Source organism: Sporomusa sp. 246TCP1 (assembly GCF_057319775.1).
In genome coordinates this window covers 4,158,394-4,184,483 of sequence record NZ_CM170492.1, presented here as the reverse complement: position 1 = coordinate 4,184,483, position 26,090 = coordinate 4,158,394, and the positions used below count along the sequence as shown (strand labels likewise).

At 40.8% G+C, this 26,090-nt stretch carries 19 protein-coding genes, 2 pseudogenes and 1 other annotated feature; of the genes and pseudogenes, 17 read left to right on the top strand and 4 right to left on the bottom strand.

Going from position 1 to position 26,090, the window contains the following annotated elements; all coding sequences use genetic code 11:
* Positions 1-45: 45 nt before the first annotated feature.
* A complete protein-coding gene (purB, locus tag AC1ECB_RS19745) occupies positions 46-1,404 on the bottom strand; it encodes an adenylosuccinate lyase (RefSeq protein ID WP_485665388.1) in 1,359 nt (452 codons plus the stop codon).
* 300 nt (positions 1,405-1,704) lie between these two features.
* Positions 1,705-1,932 (top strand) — a binding site (T-box leader).
* 70 nt (positions 1,933-2,002) lie between these two features.
* Between purB and AC1ECB_RS19740 the strand changes: the two are divergent.
* The 10 genes and pseudogenes from AC1ECB_RS19740 to AC1ECB_RS19695 all read left to right on the top strand — a co-directional run.
* Positions 2,003-3,649 (top strand): annotated as a pseudogene (locus tag AC1ECB_RS19740) (2-isopropylmalate synthase); the annotation flags it as partial.
* Positions 3,650-3,757: 108 nt separating this feature from the next.
* A complete protein-coding gene (locus tag AC1ECB_RS19735) occupies positions 3,758-3,994 on the top strand; it encodes a helix-turn-helix domain-containing protein (protein WP_485669374.1) in 237 nt (78 codons plus the stop codon).
* Between the two features lie 352 nt (positions 3,995-4,346).
* Entirely contained in the window at positions 4,347-7,439 is a 3,093-nt protein-coding gene (locus AC1ECB_RS19730; protein WP_485665387.1) for a bifunctional diguanylate cyclase/phosphodiesterase, read from the top strand.
* On the top strand, positions 7,417-7,596 hold the full coding sequence (locus AC1ECB_RS19725; protein ID WP_485665386.1) for a hypothetical protein: 180 nt from the start codon (positions 7,417-7,419) through the stop codon (positions 7,594-7,596). The genes AC1ECB_RS19730 and AC1ECB_RS19725 overlap by 23 nt, the downstream gene beginning before the upstream one ends.
* 200 nt (positions 7,597-7,796) lie before the next feature.
* Positions 7,797-8,588, top strand: coding sequence for a transposase (locus AC1ECB_RS19720; RefSeq protein ID WP_485665385.1), 792 nt, complete (start codon positions 7,797-7,799; stop codon positions 8,586-8,588).
* A 246-nt stretch (positions 8,589-8,834) separates the two neighbouring features.
* Positions 8,835-10,505, top strand: a complete 1,671-nt coding sequence (locus AC1ECB_RS19715) for a DUF4127 family protein (RefSeq protein ID WP_485665384.1) — start codon at positions 8,835-8,837, stop codon at positions 10,503-10,505.
* Positions 10,506-10,596: 91 nt separating this feature from the next.
* Positions 10,597-11,544, top strand: a complete 948-nt coding sequence (locus tag AC1ECB_RS19710; protein WP_485665383.1) for an MDR/zinc-dependent alcohol dehydrogenase-like family protein — start codon at positions 10,597-10,599, stop codon at positions 11,542-11,544.
* A gap of 182 nt (positions 11,545-11,726) precedes the next feature.
* On the top strand, positions 11,727-12,722 hold the full coding sequence (locus tag AC1ECB_RS19705) for a potassium channel family protein (RefSeq protein ID WP_485665382.1): 996 nt from the start codon (positions 11,727-11,729) through the stop codon (positions 12,720-12,722).
* A gap of 204 nt (positions 12,723-12,926) precedes the next feature.
* Positions 12,927-13,682: a sulfite exporter TauE/SafE family protein gene (locus tag AC1ECB_RS19700; protein WP_485665381.1), complete on the top strand. Its 756-nt coding sequence runs from the start codon at positions 12,927-12,929 to the stop codon at positions 13,680-13,682.
* Positions 13,683-13,947: 265 nt separating this feature from the next.
* Positions 13,948-14,493: a DJ-1 family glyoxalase III gene (locus tag AC1ECB_RS19695; protein WP_485665380.1), complete on the top strand. Its 546-nt coding sequence runs from the start codon at positions 13,948-13,950 to the stop codon at positions 14,491-14,493.
* Positions 14,494-14,653: 160 nt separating this feature from the next.
* Here AC1ECB_RS19695 and AC1ECB_RS19690 read toward each other — a convergent pair whose 3' ends face one another.
* Positions 14,654-15,532 (bottom strand): SDR family oxidoreductase, encoded by an 879-nt coding sequence (locus tag AC1ECB_RS19690; RefSeq protein WP_485665379.1) that lies wholly within the window; start codon positions 15,530-15,532, stop codon positions 14,654-14,656.
* A gap of 63 nt (positions 15,533-15,595) precedes the next feature.
* Complete coding sequence (locus AC1ECB_RS19685) at positions 15,596-16,243, bottom strand: dienelactone hydrolase family protein (RefSeq protein WP_485665378.1); 648 nt, start codon at positions 16,241-16,243, stop codon at positions 15,596-15,598.
* Between the two features lie 350 nt (positions 16,244-16,593).
* Here AC1ECB_RS19685 and AC1ECB_RS19680 point away from each other — a divergent pair, with 350 nt between their 5' ends.
* A complete protein-coding gene (locus tag AC1ECB_RS19680) occupies positions 16,594-17,481 on the top strand; it encodes a DUF2339 domain-containing protein (protein ID WP_485665377.1) in 888 nt (295 codons plus the stop codon).
* Between the two features lie 208 nt (positions 17,482-17,689).
* Here AC1ECB_RS19680 and AC1ECB_RS19675 read toward each other — a convergent pair.
* Positions 17,690-18,820, bottom strand: a pseudogene (locus AC1ECB_RS19675) (IS256 family transposase); the annotation flags it as partial.
* Between the two features lie 91 nt (positions 18,821-18,911).
* Here AC1ECB_RS19675 and AC1ECB_RS19670 point away from each other — a divergent pair.
* From AC1ECB_RS19670 to AC1ECB_RS19645, 6 genes are all read left to right on the top strand, one after another.
* The gene (locus tag AC1ECB_RS19670; RefSeq protein ID WP_485665376.1) at positions 18,912-20,576 is read left to right on the top strand and encodes an IS1634 family transposase; all 1,665 of its coding nucleotides are present in this window, start codon (positions 18,912-18,914) and stop codon (positions 20,574-20,576) included.
* Between the two features lie 199 nt (positions 20,577-20,775).
* The gene (locus tag AC1ECB_RS19665; protein WP_485665375.1) at positions 20,776-21,759 is read left to right on the top strand and encodes a DUF2339 domain-containing protein; all 984 of its coding nucleotides are present in this window, start codon (positions 20,776-20,778) and stop codon (positions 21,757-21,759) included.
* A gap of 41 nt (positions 21,760-21,800) precedes the next feature.
* The gene (locus AC1ECB_RS19660) at positions 21,801-22,064 is read left to right on the top strand and encodes a DUF2339 domain-containing protein (protein WP_485665374.1); all 264 of its coding nucleotides are present in this window, start codon (positions 21,801-21,803) and stop codon (positions 22,062-22,064) included.
* A complete protein-coding gene (locus tag AC1ECB_RS19655) occupies positions 22,048-23,565 on the top strand; it encodes a tetratricopeptide repeat protein (RefSeq protein WP_485665373.1) in 1,518 nt (505 codons plus the stop codon). Before AC1ECB_RS19660 ends, AC1ECB_RS19655 begins: the two co-directional genes overlap by 17 nt.
* A 214-nt stretch (positions 23,566-23,779) precedes the next feature.
* Positions 23,780-24,412 (top strand): class I SAM-dependent methyltransferase, encoded by a 633-nt coding sequence (locus tag AC1ECB_RS19650; RefSeq protein ID WP_485665372.1) that lies wholly within the window; start codon positions 23,780-23,782, stop codon positions 24,410-24,412.
* Positions 24,413-24,434: 22 nt separating this feature from the next.
* The gene (locus tag AC1ECB_RS19645) at positions 24,435-26,078 is read left to right on the top strand and encodes an autotransporter outer membrane beta-barrel domain-containing protein (RefSeq protein WP_485665371.1); all 1,644 of its coding nucleotides are present in this window, start codon (positions 24,435-24,437) and stop codon (positions 26,076-26,078) included.
* Positions 26,079-26,090 lie beyond the last annotated feature (12 nt).

The window sequence follows — 26,090 nt, the reverse complement described above, 5'->3', positions numbered from 1 at the left end:
AAAGCAAACCGACCCAAGCGAGGTCGGTTTGCTGCAAGTTTTGTTTTATTTTATATGTTTTACCAAGGAAGCGGCTATACCTACATATTGTGACGGTGTCAAGGCTAGCAGGCGTTTTTTGTCTGCTTCCGGCAAGTTTACACTTTCGATAAAGGCCTTGATGTCTACTTCACTGATGCCTTTGCCGCGGGTAATGGCTTTTAGTTTATCATAGGAATTGGCATGGCCGTGTTTACGCATCACGGTTTGCACTGCCTCGGATAAAACTTCCCAAGCGTGGTTTAGATCGGCGGCAAGGGCTTCTTTATTGACTACTGTTTTTCTAAGACCCTTTAAAGTATAAATAATCGCAATATGGGAATGGGCAATGCCTGTGCCAATATTGCGCTGAGCCGAAGAGTCGCTAAGGTCACGTTGCAGACGGGAGATAGGCAGCTTGTTGGCCAGATGGTCAAGCACTGCATTGCTCAGACCTAGGTTTGCCTCCGAGTTTTCAAAGTCGATGGGATTTACTTTATGCGGCATGGTAGAAGAGCCAACTTCACCGGCAATCGATTTTTGCTTGAAGTAGCCAAGGGAAATATAAAGCCACATGTCGCGGTCAAAATCCAGAAGAATATTGTTAAAGCGCGTAAGCGCATGGAAGGATTCGGCCACATAGTCATGGGATTCAATTTGGGTTGTCAGTGGGTTGTAGGTCAATCCCAGGCCTTCGACAAAAGAACGGGAAACAGCTTCCCAGTCTACTTCCGGATAGGCAATGCTGTGGGCATTGAAGTTGCCGACGGCGCCGTTGAATTTGCCCAGATATTCCTGGGAACGAATTTGTTTTAACTGGCGGTTCCAGCGGTAGACAAACACGGCCAGTTCTTTGCCTACGGTTGTAGGTGAGGCTGCTTGTCCATGGGTATGGGCCAGCATGGGTATAGTTTTTTCTTCTTCCACCATAGTCGTAACGGTCTGCACCAAAGTTTCCGCTGCCGGCAGCCAGATATCTTCGATGCCGTGCTTAAGCATCAGCGCATAGGAAAGGTTGTTAATATCTTCGGATGTACAGGAGAAATGAATAAATTCCAGTACATCAGCCAGTGACATGGCGCCTAGGGTTTCACGGAGAAAATATTCAACTGCCTTTACATCATGATTGGTAGTGCGTTCAATTTCTTTAATCCGCAGCGCGGCCGGTTCATCAAAATTTTGGACAATGGTGCGCAAAAAAGCAGTTTCCTCTGAAGTGAATTGGCGGATTTCAGCAAAAGCAGGATTACCCGCCATGGCAATGAGCCACTCCACTTCTACATGAATACGGTATTTTATTAAAGCCCATTCCGAAAAAAAGTCGCCTAAAGGCTTGGTAATGGCTCCATACCGTCCTTCCAGTGGGGTAAGCGATTTAATACTCATATAATATCCCTCGTCATTCTTTAAAATTAGTAGATCCATGAAATTACTGTAAAAATCTATGCCTAGTATACTACATTACAGCCTTAGAATGCCATGCTCTAAAATCCTAATAGCCTAAAAAAATTTGCCGTTTTTCTTCTTTCTTTTATGATCAACAGTAAAAGAATAAAAAAGATCAAGAAAAATGATTAAATTTATCACTACGCAAGACGGGCGATATATGTTATCATTCAATTGGGATCTGGAATCCTGCGAGAATGTTACTTAGTTGTTGAATTAATGATTGGATAGTTAAATAAAGTATTTGATATGAAGAGGAATAGTATCCACAAATTGATTTCAGAAAGCTGTTGGATGATGCAAAACAGTATGAGAAATGTGGTGAACTCGCCTTGGAGCTTCTGGCTGAAATACTAGTAGGTCATGACGGAAGTCCTCCGTTATCAGGATAGGCATTAGTAGTGCCGATGAGTGTATGGTGATCATAAAATAGAGTGGTATCGCGGAAGCTTGTCTTTCGTCTCTATAATCCATTGTAATGGATTATAGAGACGAAAGACTTTTTTAGCTGCAGGCGATGAAAGAAGGGAGAATATATATGAAGAATTTTGAAAAATATGAAAGGGCATATTTTATGCCACCCCAAGTATCCTATGACTGGGTTAGGAAAGATCATATCAGTGCCTCCCCAATCTGGTGCAGTGTTGATTTAAGAGACGGTAATCAAGCGCTTATCGAACCAATGAGCTTGGAGGAAAAAATAGAATTTTTTCAGATGCTGGTTTCCATTGGGTTCAAGGAAATTGAGGTCGGTTTCCCGGCGGCATCAGATACGGAATATAACTTCTTAAGGGCATTAATAGAAAGAAACATGATACCAGAAGATGTAACCATTCAGGTACTGACACAAGCCCGGGAACATATTATTAAAAAGACATTTGAGGCGGTTAAGGGAGCACCCCACGCCGTAATTCATTTGTATAATTCCACATCTGTTGCTCAGCGGGAGCAAGTGTTTAGAAAAAGTAAGGAAGAAATCAAGCGGATTGCTGTAGATGGTGCAGAGTTATTAAAGAATTTGGCAGAAGAGACAACTGGTAATTTTTCATTCCAGTACAGTCCAGAGAGTTTTCCTGGAACGGAAGTGGATTATGCATTGGAAATATGTAATGCGGTACTGGATGTATGGAACCCGACTCCTGATAAGAAAGCAATTATCAATTTGCCAACAACGGTAGAAAATGCAATGCCTCACGTATTTGCCAGTCAAGTGGAGTTTATGAATAAGAATCTAAAATACAGGGATTCAGTTATTTTGTGTTTACATCCTCACAATGATAGGGGCTGTGGCGTTTGTGATGCCGAATTGGGAATGCTTGCGGGTGCCGATAGAATTGAAGGGACACTATTTGGAAACGGAGAGAGAACAGGAAATGTTGACATTATCACGTTGGCAATGAACCTATTTTCACATGGTGTTGACCCTAAACTTGACTTTAGCAATATGCCGGAAATATGCCAGAAATATGAGAATTTAACCAGAATGCAAGTGCATGCTCGCCAGCCATATGCAGGTGAACTGGTATTTACCGCCTTCTCCGGGTCCCATCAAGATGCGATTGCCAAGGGGATGAATTACAGGAGCGAAAAGAAAACTAATCAATGGTCAGTTCCATATCTTCCCATTGATCCTAAGGATGTTGGGAGGGAATATGATTCAGATGTTATCAGAATTAACAGCCAGTCAGGCAAAGGCGGTATTGGTTACATTTTGAAAGAAAATTATGGAATGTCTATTCCTGCTAAGATGAAAGAGGATGTCGGCTATACTGTAAAGGGTGTTTCTGACAGGGAACACAAAGAATTATCACCAGAGTGGGTATACCAAATATTTGAAGATAAATATATGAATAACACGCCGTATTTTCATATAGACGAATTTCGTTTTAAACAAATGGATGGTATTATGGCCCAAGTTACTATAAATCATAACGGACAGGTTAGAACAATTGTTGGAAATGGGAATGGACGCCTGGATGCTGTCAGCAATGCGATTAAACAGTATTTTGACGTTCATTATGAGTTAGCCATTTATGAAGAACATGCCCATTCCAAAGGCTCATCCTCTAAAGCAGTTTCCTATGTTGGAGTTAGCTGCAACAACAAGTTATACTGGGGTGTTGGAATTGATGACGACATAATTAATTCTTCGATTAATGCCCTTGTGGTAGCTGTCAATCAATTAGACGAAATACAGGCGGAGGATAAATGCAGGGATGAAAGAATTAATGAAATCATAAATTACATCCAAATAAATTACTTAACAGTTACGTTAGTGGAACTTTCTGACCAGATGCATTTGTCAATCCCGTATCTATCAAAGTATATTAAGGAAAAGACAGGGGGGACATTTGGCGAAATCGTTAGAAATGTCCGGATGAAAAAGGCTTGTACTTTTTTGAAAAATGGAAACATGACAGTTGAAAAGATTGCTGATAGCGTAGGTTATCAGAACGTGGAACATTTCAACAGATTATTTAAGAAAAAACATGGAATGACACCAGTTCAATTTCGTAACAAGAAGAAGTAGGCTCAGTGATATCAGCTTATGTGAGCGGTCTTTTGTACTATCTTTATATTAGCAAATTCATATAAAGTTGGGCTGTGGATAAACTTATCGTTAAGTTTTCTACAGCCCCTTTTATGTTTAAATTCAATGTCAAAGGGACAGGTCCATTGACATATTGATATATAGCGATACAAAACGTAGATTATTGCAAAGTTTCGTAGTTTGTCGAAGGGATTAATAAATTTCGTTAGAATATATGATTATATCAAATAAGCAACTAAGGCCTCCGATTCTCAAGAATTGCAAGAAATTGTAAACTTTTGTTCGTAAAGGACAGAAAGTATGGTTTTAATTTAGGGGTGTAGTTAATTATATGCAGTTTTCAATTCGCCATCAATTGACCTTAATTATATGTTCACTAATATTACTTGCGATGGTTTCTACACTGATGATTAGTCACTTTTTGATATCAGAAGATTATGAAAGCAAAATGCAATATAACCTTCAGGCTACGACAGAAAGCCTGGCCTTTAATATCGCTCAGTTTATGCAGAATGCATATAATGTCAACCAATTAATAGCTGAATATCCTGATTTGAAAAACCTGGATCCCCAAAAACAATATCAATTATTAACAGAGATTAAAAGAAAATACCCATTTTACCAGGTTTTGACTATTCAAGACCATAATGGAGACCAAACGGCTAAAACGAGTGGCTCTTTGGTCAACAGATCTGAGCGGTGGTGGTTTAAAAAATTTATCGCGGAAAGACAACCGTATATTTCCCAAAGCTATTATTCCATATTTTCTGACTCTCCGGTAACATCAATTATTCAGGGGATATATTCACAGGGTAAGTTATACGGGATTCTATTGGCAGATATCGAAATAAAGCAATTGCAGCAGATGGTAGAGAACTATAGTTCGGGTGGGGAAAGCTATGCCTACCTTTTAGATGGAGAAGGGGTAGTGATTGTTCATCCAGATAGGCAACAGGCTGCCGAACTGTATAATTATAAAACAATGAAGAAAAAAGTATTATTGAGAGATATGGCTGGCATACCACTAAGGGACGACAAAAATAACGAAGTTACGGAGGAAATCCCCTTTGAACTTGCACCCTCTTTGCAAACTATTGTCGCTAAAGTTACAGCAGGCGAGATCGGCGCAGGAGAATACACCGACACTAATGGCGAGAAGTACATGTGTGCATACAGGGCTATTTCCATTCCGGGAAAGTCCAAACCCTGGAGCTTGATTGTAGTACAAGAAAAAAGAACTGTAATGGCCTTTATGGATTACGTAACGTTAAATTCTACTCTTGTTGGAATATCGGTTATTGTATTTTCAGCACTATTAACAATGTGGTTCTCACGTAGACTGACTAATCCTCTTATAGATATAGTACACGCTACTAATCAGGTTAAAGATGGTGATTTGGCCGTAGAGCTAACAGTTAACTCTGCTAATGAATTTGGCATCTTGGCCGCGAATTTTAACCAGATGGTATATGAATTGTGCCAACATCGCGAGCGTTTACAAGGCCTGGTTGAGGCACGGACAGCTCAATTGGAGGCTGCCAATCAAGAAATGGCAGCCATAAATGAAATACTGGAGGATACAAATCAGCGTCTGAATGATGAAAATTTAGCTAGGCGTCAAACTGAGGAAAATCTAATACTACGTGAACGGCAATACAGAGCGATAACCGGTCTTTTAACACAGCGGCAAGCCGGTGAAAGGGAAGATATTCTTGAAATAATTCTGCATAATGCAATAAAACTGCTTAATGCTGTAGCAGGTTATATTGGTTTGTTCGATGATCGCGGGAAAAATTTTTATATCCATTACGGCATCGGAATCAATAGAGCGCAAATTATGCAGCCACAACCGGTCAATATAGGGATACAGGGACAGGTTTATTTTACGGGGAAGATTTGTTACATTGCCGATTATCGTGCCCATCCTAAGCGGAGTTTTGATAAAACATTAAAACCTTCAGCAAGTAGTGTGATCGCTGTTCCGCTGAAACAAGCCGGTAAGGTAAGTGGAATTCTTACAATTAGTTGGAGTGAAGTCGCTACGTCTATTAAAGCGGAGGATTTAGCCGGCCTGCATCAGTTTGCTGATCTGGCATCTGTGGCCTTGGAACAGGATACTGCACAGAAGAGGATTAGCGAGATTGCATTTCATGACACATTGACAGGTTTACCTAATCGCGTGAATTTGAATTTGTATCTAAAGGCAATGCTGGAGAGGGTTCATCTCGGTCAGTCATCTGGTGTTATTTTGTTTATTGATATAGACGAATTTAAAGAAATCAATGATAATTTTGGGCATTCTTTTGGTGATGATGTTCTTGTTACAGTAAGCCAGTATCTTGTAGCGGCAGTCGGGGAAGGGGCATTTATATCTCGTATAGGCGGCGACGAATTCATTGTTGTCGTGCCAGGGGAAACTAACCGGGATAAAGCAGCTAAAATTGCTGGTAATGTTATTCGTGAACTCTGTAAGGAATACCGAGTAGCTTATGAAAGAGTACATTTATCAGCTAGTGTTGGGGTTGTAGTATATCCTGATGATGGCGGCATGGCAGAAGATCTCCTTAAAAAAGCTGATATTGCTATGTATGCTGCTAAGAAAGCAGGGAAGAACTGTTGGCGTTTTTACGAGCCGGTATTGCTCCAAGAGACTAATGAAAAAATGGTGCTAACCAATGGTTTGCGACGAGGGTTGGAACTTGGGGAGTTTTCGCTGCAATACCAGCCACAGTTTGCTTCTGCGGGAGAGTATCTGGTTGGTTTCGAGGCTTTGCTGCGGTGGAACAGTGCTGACCATGGTTTTATGCCACCTAATCGCTTTATTCCTTTAGCGGAACAAACTGGTCTTATTGTGCCTATCGGTGAATGGGTGCTTACAGAGGCTTGTCGTTTTGCCAGGCGATTATCAGATATGGGGAAGGGAAATATTCATGTGGCGGTGAATATTTCCCTACGGCAGTTGGTATCAGATAACTTTGTGGATAAGGTTCGCAGTTGCATTGAGAATGCTGGTATAGAGCCGGGGCAGATTGAAATTGAAATTACCGAGAGTGTTTTTATTGAATCGGTGAATCATGCTATTCTCAAGCTATGTCAATTGCGAGAGATCGGAGTAATACTTTCGCTAGACGATTTTGGTACTGGTTACTCATCATTAACTTATTTAAGGAGTTTACCGGTAGGGGTACTAAAAATTGATAAATCGTTTATAGACGAGATTATTAATGACCAGGCACAGTTGCATGTAGTGGGGGCAATTATTAATTTAGGTCATACTTTGGGTCTCACCCTGGTAGCAGAAGGTGTGGAGACCGAGAAACAGTTAAAAATATTGTTGGAGTACAGATGTGATCGTATACAAGGGTATATTTTCAGTAAACCGCTTATGGAGGAGGCCGCTATTGAATTGGCGCAAGGGATGTAATAAAAATGATGAGAATTTGATAGGGGATGAGCTTTTGCAAGCCAATAACCTGTTATTGGTTTGCAGACTAAAATTACAGTGCCTTTGTGATGTAGTTGCCGTGGCTTTGCTTGTAACCAATATATTAAGCAACGCTAATCCTATATTTCGGGCTTAGCGATAAAAACCACTAGTAATTGCGACTCAACGAAGTAATGTATAGGGAACTGCTAGATAAATCAACGGATCGCTGGATTGCTACACAGTTGTTCAGTAAAAATGGCAACAACATGCCCGGGACAACCAAATGTCACAGGGACAGGTACATTGACATTTTGAAAAGCGGATAGCATACTCAGTTTTTAGGGGGGATTAAGTATGCCAAGATATGCTCGAATAAAAAGCCAAACGCAGATTTACCACATCATACTACGAGGTAATAATCGGGAAAAAATATTCAGAGAAGAAGATAAGTCCAAAATTATTCTTATACTGGAAGATAAAAAGAAGTGCGGAAAATTTTTCCTCTATGCATATTGCGTAATGGATAACCATATCCACCTAATCATCAAAGAAGGTAATGACACAATAGCAAGTATTGTTAAAAGGATTGCCGCAAGCTATTCCTATTATTTCAACAAAAAATATAAGCGAATCGGGCACGTGTTTCAGGAAAGATTTAAGAGTGAAAATATTGAAGATGAAAGCTATTTACTAACAGCCATAAGGTATGTTCATCAAAATCCTATTAAGGCTGGAATTGGAACTATTGAGGGGTACAAGTGGAGTAGCTATAGGGAATATATAGGTCTTGATAAAAAATTAACGGATACTGAAGAAATATTGGGTGTTTTTTCAAATTCCCATGATCAAGCCCGTAAAGAGTTTGTACGGTTCAATCATGAGTTTATTAGCGGAAATTTTTTGGAAGTTAGTGAAGAGAAGGAATTAGATCAGTTCAACGTTACTGAATATATTAACAGGTATTTGGCTGAAAAAGGTATAGGAATTATTGATCTGAAAAATATAAGCAATAAGCCACTGAGAGGGGAATTAATAAAGCTGCTGCTGGCTAAATCTAATCTGTCTCTAAGAGGGATTGCAGCCGAGTTGGGTCTAAACCGGGAAATGGTGCGAAAGTCAGTTGTGTCAAAGGACCTGTCCCCTTGACACTTTTGTCCCCTTGACACTATGACCTCTATCCCGACCCTTGACACGTTAACATTTGTTTTAATATAAAATCGTCTTTTCCAGTGATATGGAGAACGTCGCGCTGGGAGACGAAAATTTTGAGAATTATTTATGTAAATATATAGCAGGAGTTAATCCCTTCCTGATAGAAAACAGGTATAGCTCATGTAGTTGAGCTATACGTTTTTTTATTTGAATTAAATGGGGAGTGGAGCTAAAAAAAATATGACCGAGAAAACATGGAACTTCTTTTCTTATAAAAAAAAGAGAGGATTTCCAAGTATTGGATTCAAGAGAGCCTTACAAAAATTCTACAGGGAGGATGCTATGAGCAAATACAAATTTCTTTTGCTGACGGTGATAGCTGTTTTTTGGTTGGCTGTCACTCCCGTCAGCGCTCAGACCATAGTTTATATACCAATGGATGATCGTCCGGTTAATCTGGATTATGTAGTCGACACGGTTAAGGCAGTGGGTGTGGATATTGTGGCACCACCAGCGGTCCTGCTAGGTAGTCGCAATGAGCCGGGCGATCCGGATGGCCTGTGGAGGTGGCTATTTGAGCACGCCCCCATTGCCGACAGGGTGGTGTTATCAGCTGATTCTCTCTTGTATGGTAACCTAGTGGGATCGCGTACGCATACCATTGCCATGAATGTTATTGAGGACAGGCTTACTAATTTCGCCAAGTTAAAAGCTCTTAATCCGGCAATGAATATATATATTTTCTCTACCATTATGCGTACGCCTAAATCTGGCGAAGGCGGAGAAGAACCGGCCTACTACGAAGCATATGGGCCGAGTATTTTTCGAATTACCGCCTTGCGTGATCAGGCTGAGACTCGTGGCTTGAAGAGTGATGAAAGAAGCGAGCTGCGTGGCTTATTGGACAAGGTGCCGCAAGCAATATTGACCGACTGGTACGCCCGGAGGGAGAAGAACTTCATTGCTAACCGGCGTTTAATCGATTACGCTAAAAACGATACCTTCGCTTATTTGTTGATGGGGAGAGATGATTGTTCGCCTTATTCCCAGTCACATATGGAGTCTCGCCATCTGGCTGCAGAGACGACTGAACTTCCGATGAGTAAATACGCCTCTTTCCCTGGAGCTGATGAGATTGGAATGCTAATGGTGACGAGGGCGATCAATAATGCCACAGCTCGTACGCCAATAGTGCGGGTATTGTTTGCTCCCGGTGCTGGTCGGGACACGGTGCCTTCTTATGAGGATGTTGCGGTTGGCCAGACGATCAACGCCCATATCTTCGCTGCTGGCGGCATACCGCTGAATTCAAAGCTGGCTGACCTGACGCTGGCGGTAAATACGCCTGAAGATGGTGTTACCCATGAGGCCGATAGCAATTTTAACCGCGGCCAGTTTAGGGCGGCACCCGTCGCTTTGGCAGCGGATGCCGCGCTTGAGGCGGCATCCGGGCACCGGCTGGCTGTGGCAGATATTGCTTTTGCCAACGGCGCGGATAACGCCTTTATGTCCGAGTTGCGCAAACGCGGGCTGCTGTTTAAGCTGGAGTCCTACTCGGGTTGGAACACTGCGAGCAATACTATCGGCTATGCGATCGGCCAGGGAATGTTGGCCGGTGAGATGGCACCAGTGGACAAGAACAGGCTTCTTGCAGTGAGACTTTTGGACGACTGGGCTTATCAGGCTAATGTTCGGGGCTCGGTAGGGACAGAAGTGCTCTTCCCACTTGGCGGCAATTGGTCTTATCTCGATAAGTTAACTCCCCAGATTACGATCGAGACCGAGCGACGGCTGCGGGCTTTCGCCGCCGCCAATTTTCCTGAGTATCTTTTGAATAATTTCAAGCTTGCCTTTCCCTGGAACCGGATGTTCGAAGTAAAGATAGAGTTGTATGAGTCTCCAAAAAGTTAGCCAATGAATGCTGAATTGAGCAACGGAATACTCATGATTAAAACTATTAAGAGCAGCAAGGGTATAACAATGTGTAAAAGGAGATGCGAAAATGAAGTGTTTATATTTCGATGCTGCATTAACCTTTATTGAAGATTATCCTCAGCCTAGGAGAGATAAAGGTGAGGCTCTAATTAAAATTCATTATGGAGCCATCTGTAATACAGATAAAGAAATCATTAAGGGATATAAAGGTTTTCAGGGAATTTTAGGACACGAGTTTGTGGGAGTAGTGGAAGAGGCAGAGGATTCAACTTATATTGGTAAACGCGTAGTTGGCGAAATTAACCTGGGTTGCGGAGAATGCGAACGCTGTCGTCAAGGCTACAGTAACCACTGTAAAAACCGTAGAGTACTAGGTATTACTAACAAGGATGGAGCCTTTGCTCAATATATTACTTTACCGCTGGCAAATCTGCATCTGGTTCCTGATGATGTTGCTGATTTAGAAGCAGTGTTTGCCGAACCGTTGGCTGCTGCGCTGGAAATTACCAACCAATGCCATATCAAGCCAAATCATAAGGTAGCCATTGTGGGAAATGGCAAGCTGGGACAGCTGATAGGACAGGTACTCAGCCTTACTGGCTGTGATTTAACTATATTAGGCAGAAATGAAAAATCCTTGCTTTTGTTTAAAAACAAGGCGAGGGTCCAGTTAATTGCCCAAGTTGACTATGAGAGTTATTTTGATGTAGTAGTAGAGGCTACAGGGAATCAAGCAGGCCTAAGCTATGCGCAAAAAATAGTAAAACCGATGGGAAAAGTGGTGCTGAAAAGTACTTATCACGACCAGGCATTATTAAATCCCACCTTATGGGTAGTAAAAGAGATCACTTTAGTAGGATCCCGTTGCGGTCCCATGGATGCAGCTCTTAGATTATTGGATAAAAAACTGGTATCTATGGAAGGCTTAATTGGCGGCGTGTATACATTGGAAGAATACCAAACAGCATTTGATGATCAGAGTTCATTAAAAAGTGTATTTAAAATTGTTGAATAAAGATTGTTTTGTTATTATTGCAATTCGGTTGATTTTTTATGAATATTCCCCCAAGGAAGGTTGCTTCTGAAGCTAAAGATAAATCCTTCCGGCATATTGCTGGAAGGATTTTTGACGTACAATGAATGTATTGTTAAACTAAGATGATAGGCAGTACGATAAAGTAAAGGGGGGTGAGATAGTTGCATTTAGATCGTTTAAAATTATCACTTATTTTTTTTATCGGTATTTTAATAGTCGGTATTATTGGTTTTATGTCATTAGAAAATCTATCCTTTTATGATGCCACCTATTTGGCGGTGGTAACAATCGCTACTGTTGGTTTTGGTGATATTGTTCCAAAATCAGCGGCTGGCCGAATGTTTACTTGCCTGTTTATTATTATTGGAGTCGGGATGGCTTATTATACTTTTACATTAGTAATCAGCATGTCGATAGAAGGAAGATTAAAAGATTTTTTTGGGAGGAAGGGTATGAATAGGCGTATTGCGAGTTTAGATAATCATATTATTGTATGTGGCGCCGGCAAGGTTGGGGGAAATGTGATTCAGCGTTTGCAGGATGAAAGGCAGGCCTTTGTAGTCATTGAAAAGGATTTGGAACTCTATGAACAGTTGTGTGAAGAAAAAGTGTTAACCATTCATGGAGATGCTACGCTTGATGAAATATTATTACAAGCTGGCGTCAAAAGGGCAAAAGGCTTAATTACAGCTTTGTCTCATGATGCAGATAATGTATATGTCACTCTTACCGGGAAAAGTCTCAATCCAGAGATGACGATTGTAGCAAGAGCTGATAGAGCGGAAGCAGAAGAAAAGCTACGTCGTGCAGGGGCTACCACAGTTATTTTCCCATCTGTAATGGGGGGGCGGCAGATGGTTTCGGCTATGATAAAACCTGTGATTATGGATTTTGTCGAAAACTTGTTTTACAATCAAGATTTACATATGGATATTGCTGAGGTTACGGTACAGCCAACATCTTCATTAGTGGGGAAAAACTTCATTGAAAATGATATTAAAGGACGATTCAATTCGATTGTAGTAGCCATCAAGCGGGATGATAAGCTAATCACTAATCCTCCGGGAACACAAGTTATAAGCGCCGGTGATATTATGATTGTTCTCGGTCAGAGGACAACTTTAAGTAAATTGAATGAATTGGCATTGGCAAAATAGAGAGCAACGGCATTAAAAAACAGGATTAAGAGCAAGAAGATTGTATTATAAAAGTAGTTGTTAATGACAAGAGGCCGGGGACTTTTTATATCTGGCTCCGCCAAATTAGGGGAGGAATGCCAATATTGCATATAAATCTCGAATAACTACATTATCAAAAGCTTGTTCGCTGAAAGATAGGTAATGAAGGTGGTACTTTAATTTATGATAACATTTGTTGTTCTTTTTATTGCAGCTTTTTGTGCAGGTATTCAAAATGCATTAGCTGGCGGAGGATCATTCCTTACATTTCCAGCACTGATGTTTACAGGATTGGACGCGCGGGCGGCCAATATTACATCAACTGTTGCACTTTTTCCGGGGCAGATTACAACTGGTTTAGCCGGCCGAAAGAATGTTTCAGGTTTACCCCAACTATCATTTAAGGTTTTGTTTGGCGTTAGTTTGATTGGCGGTGTTTTTGGTGCTCTTCTTTTGTTGATGACTCCTGTTTCGATTTTTGAATTTTTGGTACCGTGGTTGGTTCTATTTGCTACATTTGTTTTTTTATGGGGAAGCTTTTTCCGGAAAACAAACGGAAATTCAAAGCCTTTAGGGCCGGGTACTTCCTTAGCCATGCAGTTTGCTATTTCCGTTTACGGTGGATATTTTGGTGGAGGCATTGGCATCTTAATGCTGGCTGCCTTGACAATTGCAGGTTTGGATGTGCGCAAGGCGGGAGCGACTAAAAATGTATTGGCTGGAGTAATGAACGCTTCCGCTGTTTTGATTTTTCTTTTTTCCCGGGATGTTGCGTGGACGCAAGTTATGGTGGCCTCAGTTGCCTCTATTGCAGGGGGCCAGATAGGAGCCTACGCATTGAAGCGGGTAAATGAAAAGCTATTGCGAATTAGCATTATTATCTTTGGCTTTGGATTAGCCGTTGGACTTTTTGTGAAGGCCCATGGAGCGATAATTTAACAGCCTTGATTTCTTGCCCGTTTATGCGAGCTTCAGGGCTGTTTTATAAATTATAGTTGTATTTATTCATACAGTAGGTTGTCACGTGCTTGCAACGATACTATAATAAGACTATATATAGATGGGTTAAACTGGAAAAATAAAAATGAAAAATAGTAAGTAATTTTCATACAGAGGTTGGAGGCGATTTTTATAGGATTTGAAATTTTCCGGAACTTGTAGATCTAAAGTGTCAGTGAAATGAATAATGAAAGGATGTATGGAAATGAAAGTATTATTGCATTTAGCGGATGGATTTGAGGAGATAGAAGCAATTAGTGTCGTTGATATTTTACGCAGAGCAGGTATTACTATTCAAACGGTTTCTATTATGGGGAAAAAGGAAGTAACTGGCGCACATAATATTACGGTTATAGCGGATGTGTTATATGAGAGTGTTGACTATTCGGATGTTGACATGATAATACTTCCGGGGGGATTGCAAGGAACGCAAACTATGGACAAACATGTTGGTTTAAATGAACAGCTATTAAAAGCTGTGGAACAGGGAAAATGGGTTGCAGCAATATGTGCAGCTCCGGCTATTTTAGGTAAATTAGGGCTTCTCAAAGGGAAATCAGCTACTTGTTATCCTGGGCATGAGCAGCATTTACAAGGTGCAGATACAAGTGTGCCAGACAGTACAATTATTGATGGTAATATAATTACTTCACGTGGACCGGGTACTTCACCGCACTTTGCACTAACAATAGTAGAAGTCTTAAAAGGGTTAGAATTAGCAAATACCATAAGGCAAGAAATGATTATCTGACTGAAAGCCTTACCTGGTAGGAAGAAACTGGTGAAATTATGCCAAATTATGCATGAATTTGGCATAATTTTTGTACATTTAAGGGAAGCAATAATGTAGTTAGTTCTGTCAAAGATTTTGATGAAATGATGGTCAAAGACTACCAGACGGGTAAATTACGCTAGCCGTTTACAATGGTTCCGCCATTGACGTGCAGTATCTGCCCTGTTACATAGGAGGAATCTTGTGAGGCCAAAAAGAGATAGGACGGTGCAACCTCGACCGGCTGCCCGGCGCGTTTCATCGGCGTATCTTGCCCAAACTGGGCTACGTGTTGTTCGTTGAACGAGGCAGGAATAAGGGGTGTCCATATTGGTCCGGGAGCAACGCCGTTTACACGGATACCTTTTCCAACAAGTGACTGCGCGAGTGAGCGGGTAAAAGTGACGATTGCGCCCTTGCTGGCTGCGTAGTCCATCAACAACTCATGACCCTCATAAGCAGTAATGGATGTTGTATTTATAATTACACATCCATTGGTTAAGTGAGGTAAGGCGGCTTTGCTGAGATAGAAGTACGAGAAAATATTCGTGCGGAAGGTTCGTTCCAATTGCTCAGCGGTAATATTCTCCAGGGTTGTTTGGACATGCTGTTCCGCAGCATTGTTGACTAGGATGTCAAGATGACCAAACTCGTTAATTACTTGAGTGACAGCATATTTACAAAACTCTTCATTTCCAACATCACCGGCAAGGAGAAGACAGCGATGCCCAAGTTTTTCGATATCACTTTTGGTCATATTTGCATCAGCATGTTCATTGAGATAAATGATGCCGATATCAGCACCTTCCAGCGCGTACAAAAGAGAAACAGCTCGTCCAATTCCACTATCACCACCGCTGATTAATGCTATTTTTTTTTCTAATTTACCGCAAGGCTTATAGTCTTGCTTAACTGAAATCGGGCGAGGGGTCATAGCAAGTTCACTGCCTGGTTGTTGGTTTTGCTGCTGAGGTGGGAAAGAGGCAGGTGTATTTGTTTGCTGGCTATTATTTTCCATTTGAAGACTCCTTTACATTAATTGCTTTAAGAAGCGACTTGCAGCGGTATAGATAAAAATTGTCTAATACTTTGCTGAAGCCAGATATTTTCTAAACCAGTCAGCGGCTTGACTGGCCACTTGCTCAAGGGTTCCAGTTTCTTCAAATAAATGAGTAGCGCCTGGTACGAGGATGAGCTTCTTAGTTGATTGTAATTGGGTAAAGGCCTGTTCATTCAATTCGATTACGTCAAAATCATGACCACCAACAAGCAGCAAAACAGGAGCGATTACTCGGTTTAAGTCATCCCCTGCTAAGTCAGGCCGCCCGCCACGCGATACCACTGCCTGGACTGAAGTTTGCATAGCAGACGCTTTCAAAGCCGCTGCAGCACCGGTGCTTGCCCCAAAATAGCCTATAGGCAGACGTTGAGTTTGTATTTTATTTCGCATCCAATCGGTAGCTATGATTAGCCGTTGCGTAAGTAGCTCAATATCAAACCTTGTGTCATAATTTTTATCTTCTTCAGGTGTTAATAAGTCCATAAGCAAAGTTGCCAGTTCATTATTATTTAATATACGTGCAACATAATTGTTGCGAGGACTGTGACGGCTGCTGCCGCTGCCGTGGGCGAAAAGTACAATACCCTGCGAGTTAGCGGGTATTCTAAGTTCTCCTTCAAGAAAAGCCGTATCTGCCGGAATTCGTACCAATTCTTCTGTTATACTCAAAATTTACACCTCCAAACGGTCCAGTAGTATCTTGTTACTATTACTATACCGACAATAATTTGCCGTTATACCTGATACTGAGAAGGGAATCACCCGTAACACATCAAACGGCGAAACTTTTGTTAAGGTATTGTAAAAATATAGCAGGATATATTTTAAAAGGTAGAGAAAATAGCCATAACTTACTGAAAAAGTAAGTTATGACTATTTTTACGTAGGAGCGTAAAATATATACAAGTAACATGTCTATAGCAAGAGTTATATTTTTTTACTAACCAGAAAATGTGATAACTACATTATGGTATGATTTAGTAGATGTTAAAGCTTTATTGTGCGACAGGGGGGGTATCGTGGAGATTCAGAAAAGATTAGTGGATCTTAAGGAAGGTCAGCATAAAATATTGGAGGAATATGAGAGACTGATACAGGATTATGATTTCAATAGATTAGTTAGTCAAAATGAAGAGTTACAAAAGGAATTAGCAGAGTGTAAGGGACGATTGGATCATCTAGAAGTAAAGTATGAAAGTGTGACAACGGAAAATCAGAGATTAAGAATAAGTCTCGAAGAACAAATTTTGGATGAAAAACTTAATGTACTAAAGATTTCCCGGAATAAGTTAGATACTTATTTCAAATCTACTATTGATGATTGCGAAAACCGCCTCATAGCTCTAGAACGACAATCAGAAAAAGAAATTGCTAAGTTAAGAAATGCAGCAGTTAGGAATCTGGGTAGTGAGCAAGAACGTTTTGTGAGTGAATTGAATCAATGGGCACAAAATTTAGGTGAAAAAATCCGCGGGCATAGAGAGCAGCTTGGTGTCAACTCGGAGGAGGTAGCGAATGGCATACAGACACAGATTGATGCTTTAGGGGCAGAAGGAGTATCAGAAGAGGTCATTCAAAAACGAATTCGACAGAATGAAACGGAAATGAAAATCGGTCTAAATTGGATTAATAAAATAGGTATTATTTTGATTTTATTTGGCGTAGGGGCAGCGGGGAAATATGTCCATTCGACTTGGTTTACTGATTATATGAAGGGGGCTTCTTTCTTCATTCTTGGCGGATTGTTTTTAGCGGGCGGAGAATATCTGAATAGTAAGGGCAGGGATATCTTTGCCAAGGGTTTGTTAGGTGGGGGTGTGTCAATATTATATTGTGCTGTTTTTTACAGTTACTTTTTATTGCATATTATTGATATTCATGTCGGGTTGTTCGGGAGTGTTTCGTAAACCGTGTAAATGGAATAATCGTTCAGATTATTGGGTAACCTACTCATGCTTTTACTCATATGCAGGATAGGGCAACGCAGAGGTGCGACCCGAGCGGCGTATGAGGTTAGGCGAGGCGGCGATGCTCACGAGAGCGTCGCCTTTCTGATAGCCGCCTTGGAAAACAAAAGCGATAAACCTCGGGGGTTCGGGGGCTGAGCCCCCGTGACTAAGCACTAAGCGATCGCTGGAACCTGCCATCGAAAAATATCATGAGTTGCCCTATTATAATTCCCCAATCACGAACTGGCATACTCCACTTTTTGGTAATTTCTTGTATCGACAGGAAAACTGACTTTCTGACAGCATCATCGGTAGGGTAGATCGTCTTGGTCTTGGTATATTTGCGCAGCATCCGATGAAACCCCTCCACTGCATTGGTGGTATAAATGAGCCGCCGAACTTCTTCTGGATACTTAAAATAGGTGGAAAGATCTGTCCAATTTGCCTCCCAGGACTTTACAATCTGAGGATATTTCTTGCCCCATTTCTCGCCAAATTCCTCTAACCGGTACTCGGCATCATCTAAAGATAGCGCTCCATAGACAAGCTTCAGATCGGCCATAACCGCCTTAATGTCCTTGTATGGCACATATTTTGTGGAGTTGCGGATTTGATGAATGACACAGAGCTGCTGCTCTGTTTTTGGGAAAACCGTGGCTATCGCATCCGAAAAACCGCTCAAATTGTCCCGGCAGGCTATCAAAATGTCCTGCACGCCCCGATTTTTCAACTCATTACAGATGGTCAGCCAGAAAGAGGCGCTCTCGTTTTCCGACATCCATATGCCCAGGATCTCTTTTCTGCCATCCATGTTGATACCTAACACCGAATAGACACACTTGTTGATAATCTTGGCATCTTTTCGTACTTTGAACACGATGCCATCCCAAAATACGATAGGGTAGAGGCCATCCAAGGGTCTGACCTGCCATTCCTGTACCGCTGGCATGATTTTGTCGGTGATCCGGCTGATAAGACTGGCCGACGCTTCTACTCCGTAGATATCACGCAGATGGTCTTCAATGTCACGGTTCGACATCCCTTTCGCATACATCGCGATAATTCGGCCTTCTAAATCCTCCGATTTTGTCTGTCGTTTCTCTACCACTTGAGGGTCAAATGTGCCGTTTCGGTCTCGAGGGACACGTAATTCAGTTTCACCAAGCTCGGTTTGTAGGGTCTTTTTCCCATAGCCGTTCCGGCTGTTTCCACTGTTATTCCCTGCCAAATCATGTTTTTGGTAACCAAGGTGTTCGTCCATCTCTGCTTCAAGCATCTCTTCAAGCGTACCTTTAAACCTGGATTCCCGAAAAACATAACGATGAACATGCTAGAAAGCTAGTAAATATCGGTGTTTAAGCCACTTTTCTCTTGAGTTATACCTCGTTATGTTATATAATAAACATAACGAGGTGGTGGTTGAATTGCCGGCGATTGTTCATCAGAAAGATAAGCGTACGGGGATTACTTATGCATACGAGTCCATATCTTATTGGGACACAGAAAAGCAGCAGTCACGGGCAAAACGTAAGTTAATTGGTAGAGTCGATCCCGAAACCGGGCAAATCGTGTCGACACGCAAAAAAGCAGCTAAAACGCCTGGACCAGAGATACTTACACAGCCTAAGATTGGCCCCTTCTCCATTACCGCCATCACAAGATCCTATTATGGAGCAACTTATCTATTCGACGAAATTGGAAATATGTCTGGTGTTACGGAAGATCTCAGAAAATGTTTCCCTGATACTTGGCGTCAAATCCTGTCCATTGCCTATTACCTCATTCTTGAAGATAAGAACCCGCTTTATCGATTCTTAAAATGGTCAAGAATGCACCGACATCCTTATGGCGAGAATATCTCGTCGCAAAGAAGTAGCGAGCTGTTTGCATCCATTACGGAAGAAGCAAAGGAAAAGTTTTTCATCCTGCAGGGAAAGCGGCGTGTAGAGAAAGAATTTTGGGCGTATGATACAACTTCGATATCCAGTTGGTCGGAACTTCTGAAGGAAGTGAAATACGGTCATAATAAAGATCATGACTTACTGCCACAAATCAACATTGCCATCCTTTTTGGAGAGAAGTCCAATCTACCGTTTTATTATAGGAAGCTTCCAGGCAACATTTCGGATGCGAAGACGGTGAAAAACCTGTTGGCTGACATGCGCTTTCTTGGCTATGACAGAATCAATCTAGTTATGGATCGAGGATTCTATAGTGAAGAGAACATCAATGCCCTTTATCACGATCATCAGAAATTTTTGATCGGTGTAAAACTGTCACTGAAATTTGTCAGTGCAGAGGTTGAAAAGATCAGTGATTCCATCCGTAATTTAGAACATTATTCGGAAAAATATGATTTATATGCCTATGTGGTGCCCATCAAATGGAATTATTCGCAGAAACGTCCATATAAAGGTGATATCCTCAAGGATAAGCGCAGAATGTACTTGCACCTCTTCTATAATCCAGAGAAGGCAGTGGATGACGAACGCGTATTTAACCGGAGGATTTTATCATTGCGAGACGAACTGCTAAAGGGTAAAAGAAAAGCAGACCATGAAAAACAATATGAGACCTATTTCAATATAAAGAGCACGCCAAAACGAGGAATTCAAGTTTCCATCAAACAGGATGCTTTGGAAAAAAACAAAAAATGCTATGGATATTTTGCATTAGTAAGCAATGAAGTGAAGGAACCTATTTTGGCGCTTGAGATATATCGCAACAAAGATCTTATTGAAAAAAACTTTGGGAACTTGAAAGAGCGACTTAATTTCAGACGAACCCTGGTTTCCTCCGAAGAAAGTTTAGAGGGCAAGATTTTCGTGGCATTTGTGGCCTTGATCTATCTCGCTTATATAAAGAAACAGATGGAAGATAAAAATTTATTCAAAAAGCACACAATGCACGAACTTTTGGATGAATTTGATGTTATTGAGTGCTATGAACAACCAGGCCATGAGTTAGGGGTTAGCGAAATAACGCAGAAGCAGATTGAGTTATATAAAAATATGGGTGTAACTCCTCCTCGTTATGTTTGTCCGGGAGGATAGGTTTAAACAGCGATTTAAGCAGTTTGTGAACATCCTCCATGTTTGTACATTGCTTGGATAACAGGCCTACTAATTCTTGTTCTCGTTCGTGCATATCGTAACATCTCCTTTATGGGGATTATTACCATTTACACACTTCCTTAAACAGTCTCGGTTGTTCCTGTCGGGGCTAATTACGCTGACGGCAGTTGTATTATCGGTGCGATATCAGTCTAATACAATTTGTTCGCTAGGGCTTATTGGCGGATATCTACCTTTTTTTAGTTATTTGATGTCCTTTGGAATTAAGGGAGAAGCCTGCTATATTGCTATGGTTTATTTATTTCTCTTAAATTTATCAGTTTTAGGTGTATCCTTTTGGAAAAAGTGGAATGTGGTAAATTACCTGAGTATCTTGTTTCATATTCCATCCCTGATGTATCTTGTTTTCAACGCTGACAATGTTTTTGCAGGTATGGTATATACAATAGTAACATTTACTACTCATTTGTTCACGCAACTTGCTTATCCGCTAAAGTATGCTGTGGAAATTAAAAGAGTTGACTTGCTGCTGATGGGGGTTAACACCTTTCTCAGTTGCACAATTTTATATAGTTTATTTGCCAAAGGAGGATTATCAGACTATAACGGTTTGTTGGCATTGGCCTTCTGTCTTGTTTATATTGGAGTGGCTAAGTTAATTGAAAGACAAATGCCTGATGAGAAATATGGCGGGCTTTTATTTTATGCGACATCCCTGACTTTTGCAGTTTTGATGATTCCGTTCCAGTTTGGCATGCAGTGGATGTCTATGGGCTGGCTTGTGGAAAGTATAATATTGATAATAGTTAGCCTAAAATATCAGATGGAAAAGATGGAGAAGGCGGGTTGGCTGATTTTTGGTCTTTGTTTGGGTGCTTTTTATCTGGGAGATTGGGCACGTATGTTGCCATTTACCAATGCTACATATTTTAATTCTAAATTTACAGGGATTACAGTAGGAACAATTCTAGTTACTGCTGTATATTTAATTGACAGTCAGCATGGCGGTATGTCCAAGTACGGCAGGTTTTGGAACATTGCCATGGGATTTAAGTATTTTGCTATAGTAAATGCGTGGATATATTTATTGTATATTGGAGTGGAGATTTATTCCGCCTGGATGCCTCGCGGCTATCATTTTATTTACTTGGCAATGTCATGATTATATTAACGCAACAGTTTCATCTTGGTGGTGGGCATTTTTTGTCCAGCTTGATATGTCTTTTGGCAGCATTAGGTGCTCTGGTGTATGGGTTTCGGAAGAACTATATCTATACGAGAAGATTTGGTTTGGGTTTATCAATTTTTGCCACAGTAAAATTATTTCTCATTGATTTAACGTTTTTGGATACTTTCAAAAAAATTATTGCCTATTTTGTATTTGGATTTGTATTATTAGGTATATCTTATTTATATCAACGACTGAGAGCCGAAGCGGAGGGGCAAGATTATGATCAGAAGATGTAGTTTTATTGCGATACTGGCATGGGTTTTATCCATGCCAGTTTTTGCAGCGGAAAACCTTGATGCCTGGAACTATTCCGCTCCAATTTATTTTGAAGGCAATAGCAAATACAAATCTCTTTTTTTGACGGAGGATATTTATGAACATGCATCACCAAGTCTTGCAGATGTTCGGATTGTTGATGCTAAAGGTGAGTATATACCCTTTTATATCCAAAATGGCGCAATTGCTTTCCGGAAAAACAAGATTATGTATAGGTCAGAGGTCGTGCAGAGTTTTAAAAAATATAATGACAGCTACGTTGACTTTGTTATAATCCCTTTGCAAAACAATACAGATGTATCAGGGAATAGTCTGATTTTTGAATTACCTACTGACAATTTTTTAAAGCATATTGAGATATATGGTAGTTATGATGGCGATGGTTGGGATTATATCGGTAAGGACTATGTTTTCAGAGCGGAAAGTCACGAGAAAAAAGAAGTTTCTATGGGTAACAAACGGAAATATACCTACTATCGCACTGTAATACTAGATAATCCGGAAAATATAACCCTGAAAAACATGAGTCTCAGCAATAACTATACTGATAACCAATGGAACAATTTTATTAAAACGGCACAGGTTGCTTATGATGTTAAGATAGATAAAAACGATTCAGTAGTAACCATATCAAATAAGCAGAGACTAACAATCAAACAGATAATTCTAGAGGTGGAGACAGATTTTCAAAGGAGTTACAAAGTTTATGGGGATAACTTGAATGGAACTATTCTTAAGAGCGGTGAAATATATAACCTGCAGCTTGAAAATGTTAAAATTCCAGGTACTAAAATTGATTTTGGCAGTAGTCCAATCTCTGCACCGACTATCACAATTAAGATTAATAATAGTGATGATCGTCCTCTTACTATAGCCCAAAATGAAAATTCCTTTGCGGCTATTCAGTGGTATGAGAAAGGGGTGGCCTATTTAGACGCGACGGATTGGGATAAGGCCGTCGCAGCTTTAAATAAAGCGATTGAATTAGGGACCTCCAATATATGGGCTTATATTGATTGTGGGAATATTTATGCGTATAAAGGGTTAGGCGATGAACGTCAATATAATGTTGCCTTAACTTATTACAATAGAGCCATTCAATTAGATCCGCAGTTTGCAGAGGCCTATGAAGGGCGTGGGACTGTTTATTATCGCCAAGGTAAATTTGACTTAGCATTAGCCGACTGTAATAAAGCGCTTCAATTAAAACCACAGAATGCAAGTACTTATTGTGTTCGGTCGGGGATTTACCAAATGCAAGGTCAAGCAAACTTAGCTGCAACTGATCTGCAAAAATATTATGAAGTGGCATTGGAAGAATGTAATAAAGCGCTTCAATTAAATTCGCAGGATGCTTATACTTATCAGCAGCGTGGAACTTTGTATGAATGTCAAAGGGACAGGTCCATTGACACACAAAATAGCCAAGGCGCAGATTTACCACATCATGCTACGAGGTAATAGCGGAAAAATATTCAGAGAAGAAGACAAGTCAAAAATGCTTTACACTGGAAGATAAATGTGTGAAGCTCAGTTGTGTCAAAGGACCTGTCCCCATGACAGGATGTTCAATTTTTTGCAGGAGTTTTATATTTTATGGTAAATAGTTCTATCTTAGCAGGGGGTTTATAGATATTCTTGCGTTTCCTGGAAATGATTGGGGGTATATGGTAAGTTGCAAGATAAAACAAAGCTGACAATTGATGCATATAATAAAAACTTTGCTGGTTATGCTGATAAATTTATGGATTATAGGCCATATGCTCAGCGCGTTATCGAGTTTGCGGATTTATTAGAAGATGATTTTAAAGTATTGGATATTGGTTGTGGGCCTGGAAATGTGGCTAAACAATTATGTGCCTTAAAGAGATTAGAGATTACTGGCATTGATTTCTCTTCTGAAATGATAGCAATAGCTAGAGTCAGTGTTCCAGAGGGAATTTTTCAGCTTCAGGACTGTCGCAAAGCAAGCTTTTTGTCAGAATATTTTGATGCAGTAGTACTTTCCTTTAGTATTGTTCATTTGGAGGATGACGAGGCGAAGGAAGTATTAGCTAATGCCGTAAAATGGCTCAGGAGTGATGGTTATCTTTATGTAAGCTTTATGGAAGGAAAGCAGGCTGGCTTTGAGACGACCAGTTTTTCTTTACAGCCGCTATATTTTAATTATTTTCAAGAAGCTAAAATCGATGCTATTCTAAAAGTGAATGGAATCGATTGCTTTCATAGTGTACGGCAAAATTATTTAGAGCCAGATGGGAGTAGCACTACAGATGTTTTCCTGTTTGGGAAAAAACAGCAGAGATAGATTTTGGTGAAAGGAGCTGACTATGTTAATGCACGCGAATAAAAGTAGTTTCATAAATTGGCAGAAACAATTCGCGACCACCGTTATCAGTGTAGCAATATTGCTGTTTAGCATCACACCAGTTGCTGCCGAGTCCCAGCAGGTTATGGACTGGAATAGTGCGCTCGCTGCAATTGATGCCCAGATTCAGGCCCAAGGAACCAGCCCGGCGCAGACTGTGAGTGGCCAGAGTGCAGTGAACATTGTTCCTGGTGTTACTGATGCTTTGTTAGAACAAAAAAGACAAATTTTGCTAGTTGCGGGTTTTACTAATTTTTCCAGAAAAAATTACTATAGTAATTTTTATTCGTTTACAAGTACGCCAGGTATTACTGATACAGCGGTTCGGATTGTGGAAACTGAGCAAGACATGAAATTAGTCCGCAGGGGCAATCATCTGAAATCAGATGAGATTACCCAGGGTTATTTAGGCGCATGGTGGTCAGATAAATACTATTCTGTGGCAGATTCACGCAATGCACAGGCGATATTGGCTGGCTGGGGTTCTGATTTACAGGATATTTATGTAATTTCCGTACCAAAGGGAACTGAGCTTATTGCCGGTACCGCAGCGCCAATGGCTGCTGGCAGTGAATATCGCAGTGGGGGAGCGTATCAGTATTGGAAACGTAGCGGTCAACCGGAAAATACAATGTCCTGGCTGGTATATGCTTTGTATGCGCCTAATTATCTATCAGGTTATAGTGCGGCAATTACCAATGGGCAAAACCTAAGCCGGGGGATTATTGACGATTTAGACCTGCATATGTATGAGCTGCGTAATTCTCAGGTCGTAGCAGGTAAAGAAAATAATACTATTTGGGTAAGTCCTTTTGGCAATGATACAAGCTACAGGAATGGTTCTGGATCCAACTATCATGCTCAGACGAAAGGCATGCAGTTGGGCTGGGAAAAACTAGTTAATGGGGCTGTTGTTGGGGAAAAGAATAAAATGTATGTTGGTTTCATTGCTGGACATGGAGAAACTAATCAAAGGAATACGGCAAGTAATGTGAAGAATGAGATAACAGGAAATTATGGTGGCCTCTATTCCGTAATCAGGATGCCAGTGGAGGCCGGCCATTCCGGTTATTTTAATGCAGTCTTACTATATGGCAACCTGGATTTTACCAACAATGTGCCAGGTTATTATGGGTATGGTCTTAAACAGCAGTATTCGGGACGGCTATTTGTTACTTCGCTGGAGCATGGTGTGACTTTTCAACAGCAACATGGTCTGGTACTGGAACCACAGGTGCAATTATCGTATATTGGTATTCATCAGAGAGACTTTACCGATAATGTGGGAGCAAATGTGTCGTTAAAAAAAGGTGATTCTGTACAAGGGCGGCTGGGCCTGCAACTGCGCAAGGCGGTAATGCAAAGTAACGGAACAGTAATGACTACCTCGCTCGGGGTACATTATATTCATGAGTTTAAGAGTGATAATGCAGCCGATATTTCGGGTGAGCAAAGCCAAAACAGACTTGGAAGCAATATGTACCAAATTAATTTGGGGTTAAAGGCTGGTTTAAGTGGCAATTTATATCTAGACGGACAATTCAGCAAGCTATTTGGTGATAAGCGTGGTTGTCAGGGAAATCTGTCCTTAAAAGGATATTGGTAAGAGTCGAACGTG

What these genes read in the sequence shown, in the direction of transcription:
- AC1ECB_RS19735 (WP_485669374.1), top strand. Translation starts at nt 3,758, where the DNA reads ATGCATTTGTCAATCCCGTATCTATCAAAGTATATTAAGGAAAAGACA.
- AC1ECB_RS19715 (WP_485665384.1), top strand. Translation starts at nt 8,835, where the DNA reads ATGACCGAGAAAACATGGAACTTCTTTTCTTATAAAAAAAAGAGAGGA.
- AC1ECB_RS19670 (WP_485665376.1), top strand. Translation starts at nt 18,912, where the DNA reads ATGTTATATAATAAACATAACGAGGTGGTGGTTGAATTGCCGGCGATT.
- AC1ECB_RS19690 (WP_485665379.1), bottom strand. Translation starts at nt 15,532, where the DNA reads ATGGAAAATAATAGCCAGCAAACAAATACACCTGCCTCTTTCCCACCT.
- AC1ECB_RS19700 (WP_485665381.1), top strand. Translation starts at nt 12,927, where the DNA reads ATGATAACATTTGTTGTTCTTTTTATTGCAGCTTTTTGTGCAGGTATT.
- AC1ECB_RS19695 (WP_485665380.1), top strand. Translation starts at nt 13,948, where the DNA reads ATGAAAGTATTATTGCATTTAGCGGATGGATTTGAGGAGATAGAAGCA.
- AC1ECB_RS19645 (WP_485665371.1), top strand. Translation starts at nt 24,435, where the DNA reads ATGTTAATGCACGCGAATAAAAGTAGTTTCATAAATTGGCAGAAACAA.
- AC1ECB_RS19710 (WP_485665383.1), top strand. Translation starts at nt 10,597, where the DNA reads ATGAAGTGTTTATATTTCGATGCTGCATTAACCTTTATTGAAGATTAT.
- AC1ECB_RS19655 (WP_485665373.1), top strand. Translation starts at nt 22,048, where the DNA reads ATGATCAGAAGATGTAGTTTTATTGCGATACTGGCATGGGTTTTATCC.
- AC1ECB_RS19730 (WP_485665387.1), top strand. Translation starts at nt 4,347, where the DNA reads ATGCAGTTTTCAATTCGCCATCAATTGACCTTAATTATATGTTCACTA.
- AC1ECB_RS19720 (WP_485665385.1), top strand. Translation starts at nt 7,797, where the DNA reads ATGCCAAGATATGCTCGAATAAAAAGCCAAACGCAGATTTACCACATC.
- purB (WP_485665388.1), bottom strand. Translation starts at nt 1,404, where the DNA reads ATGAGTATTAAATCGCTTACCCCACTGGAAGGACGGTATGGAGCCATT.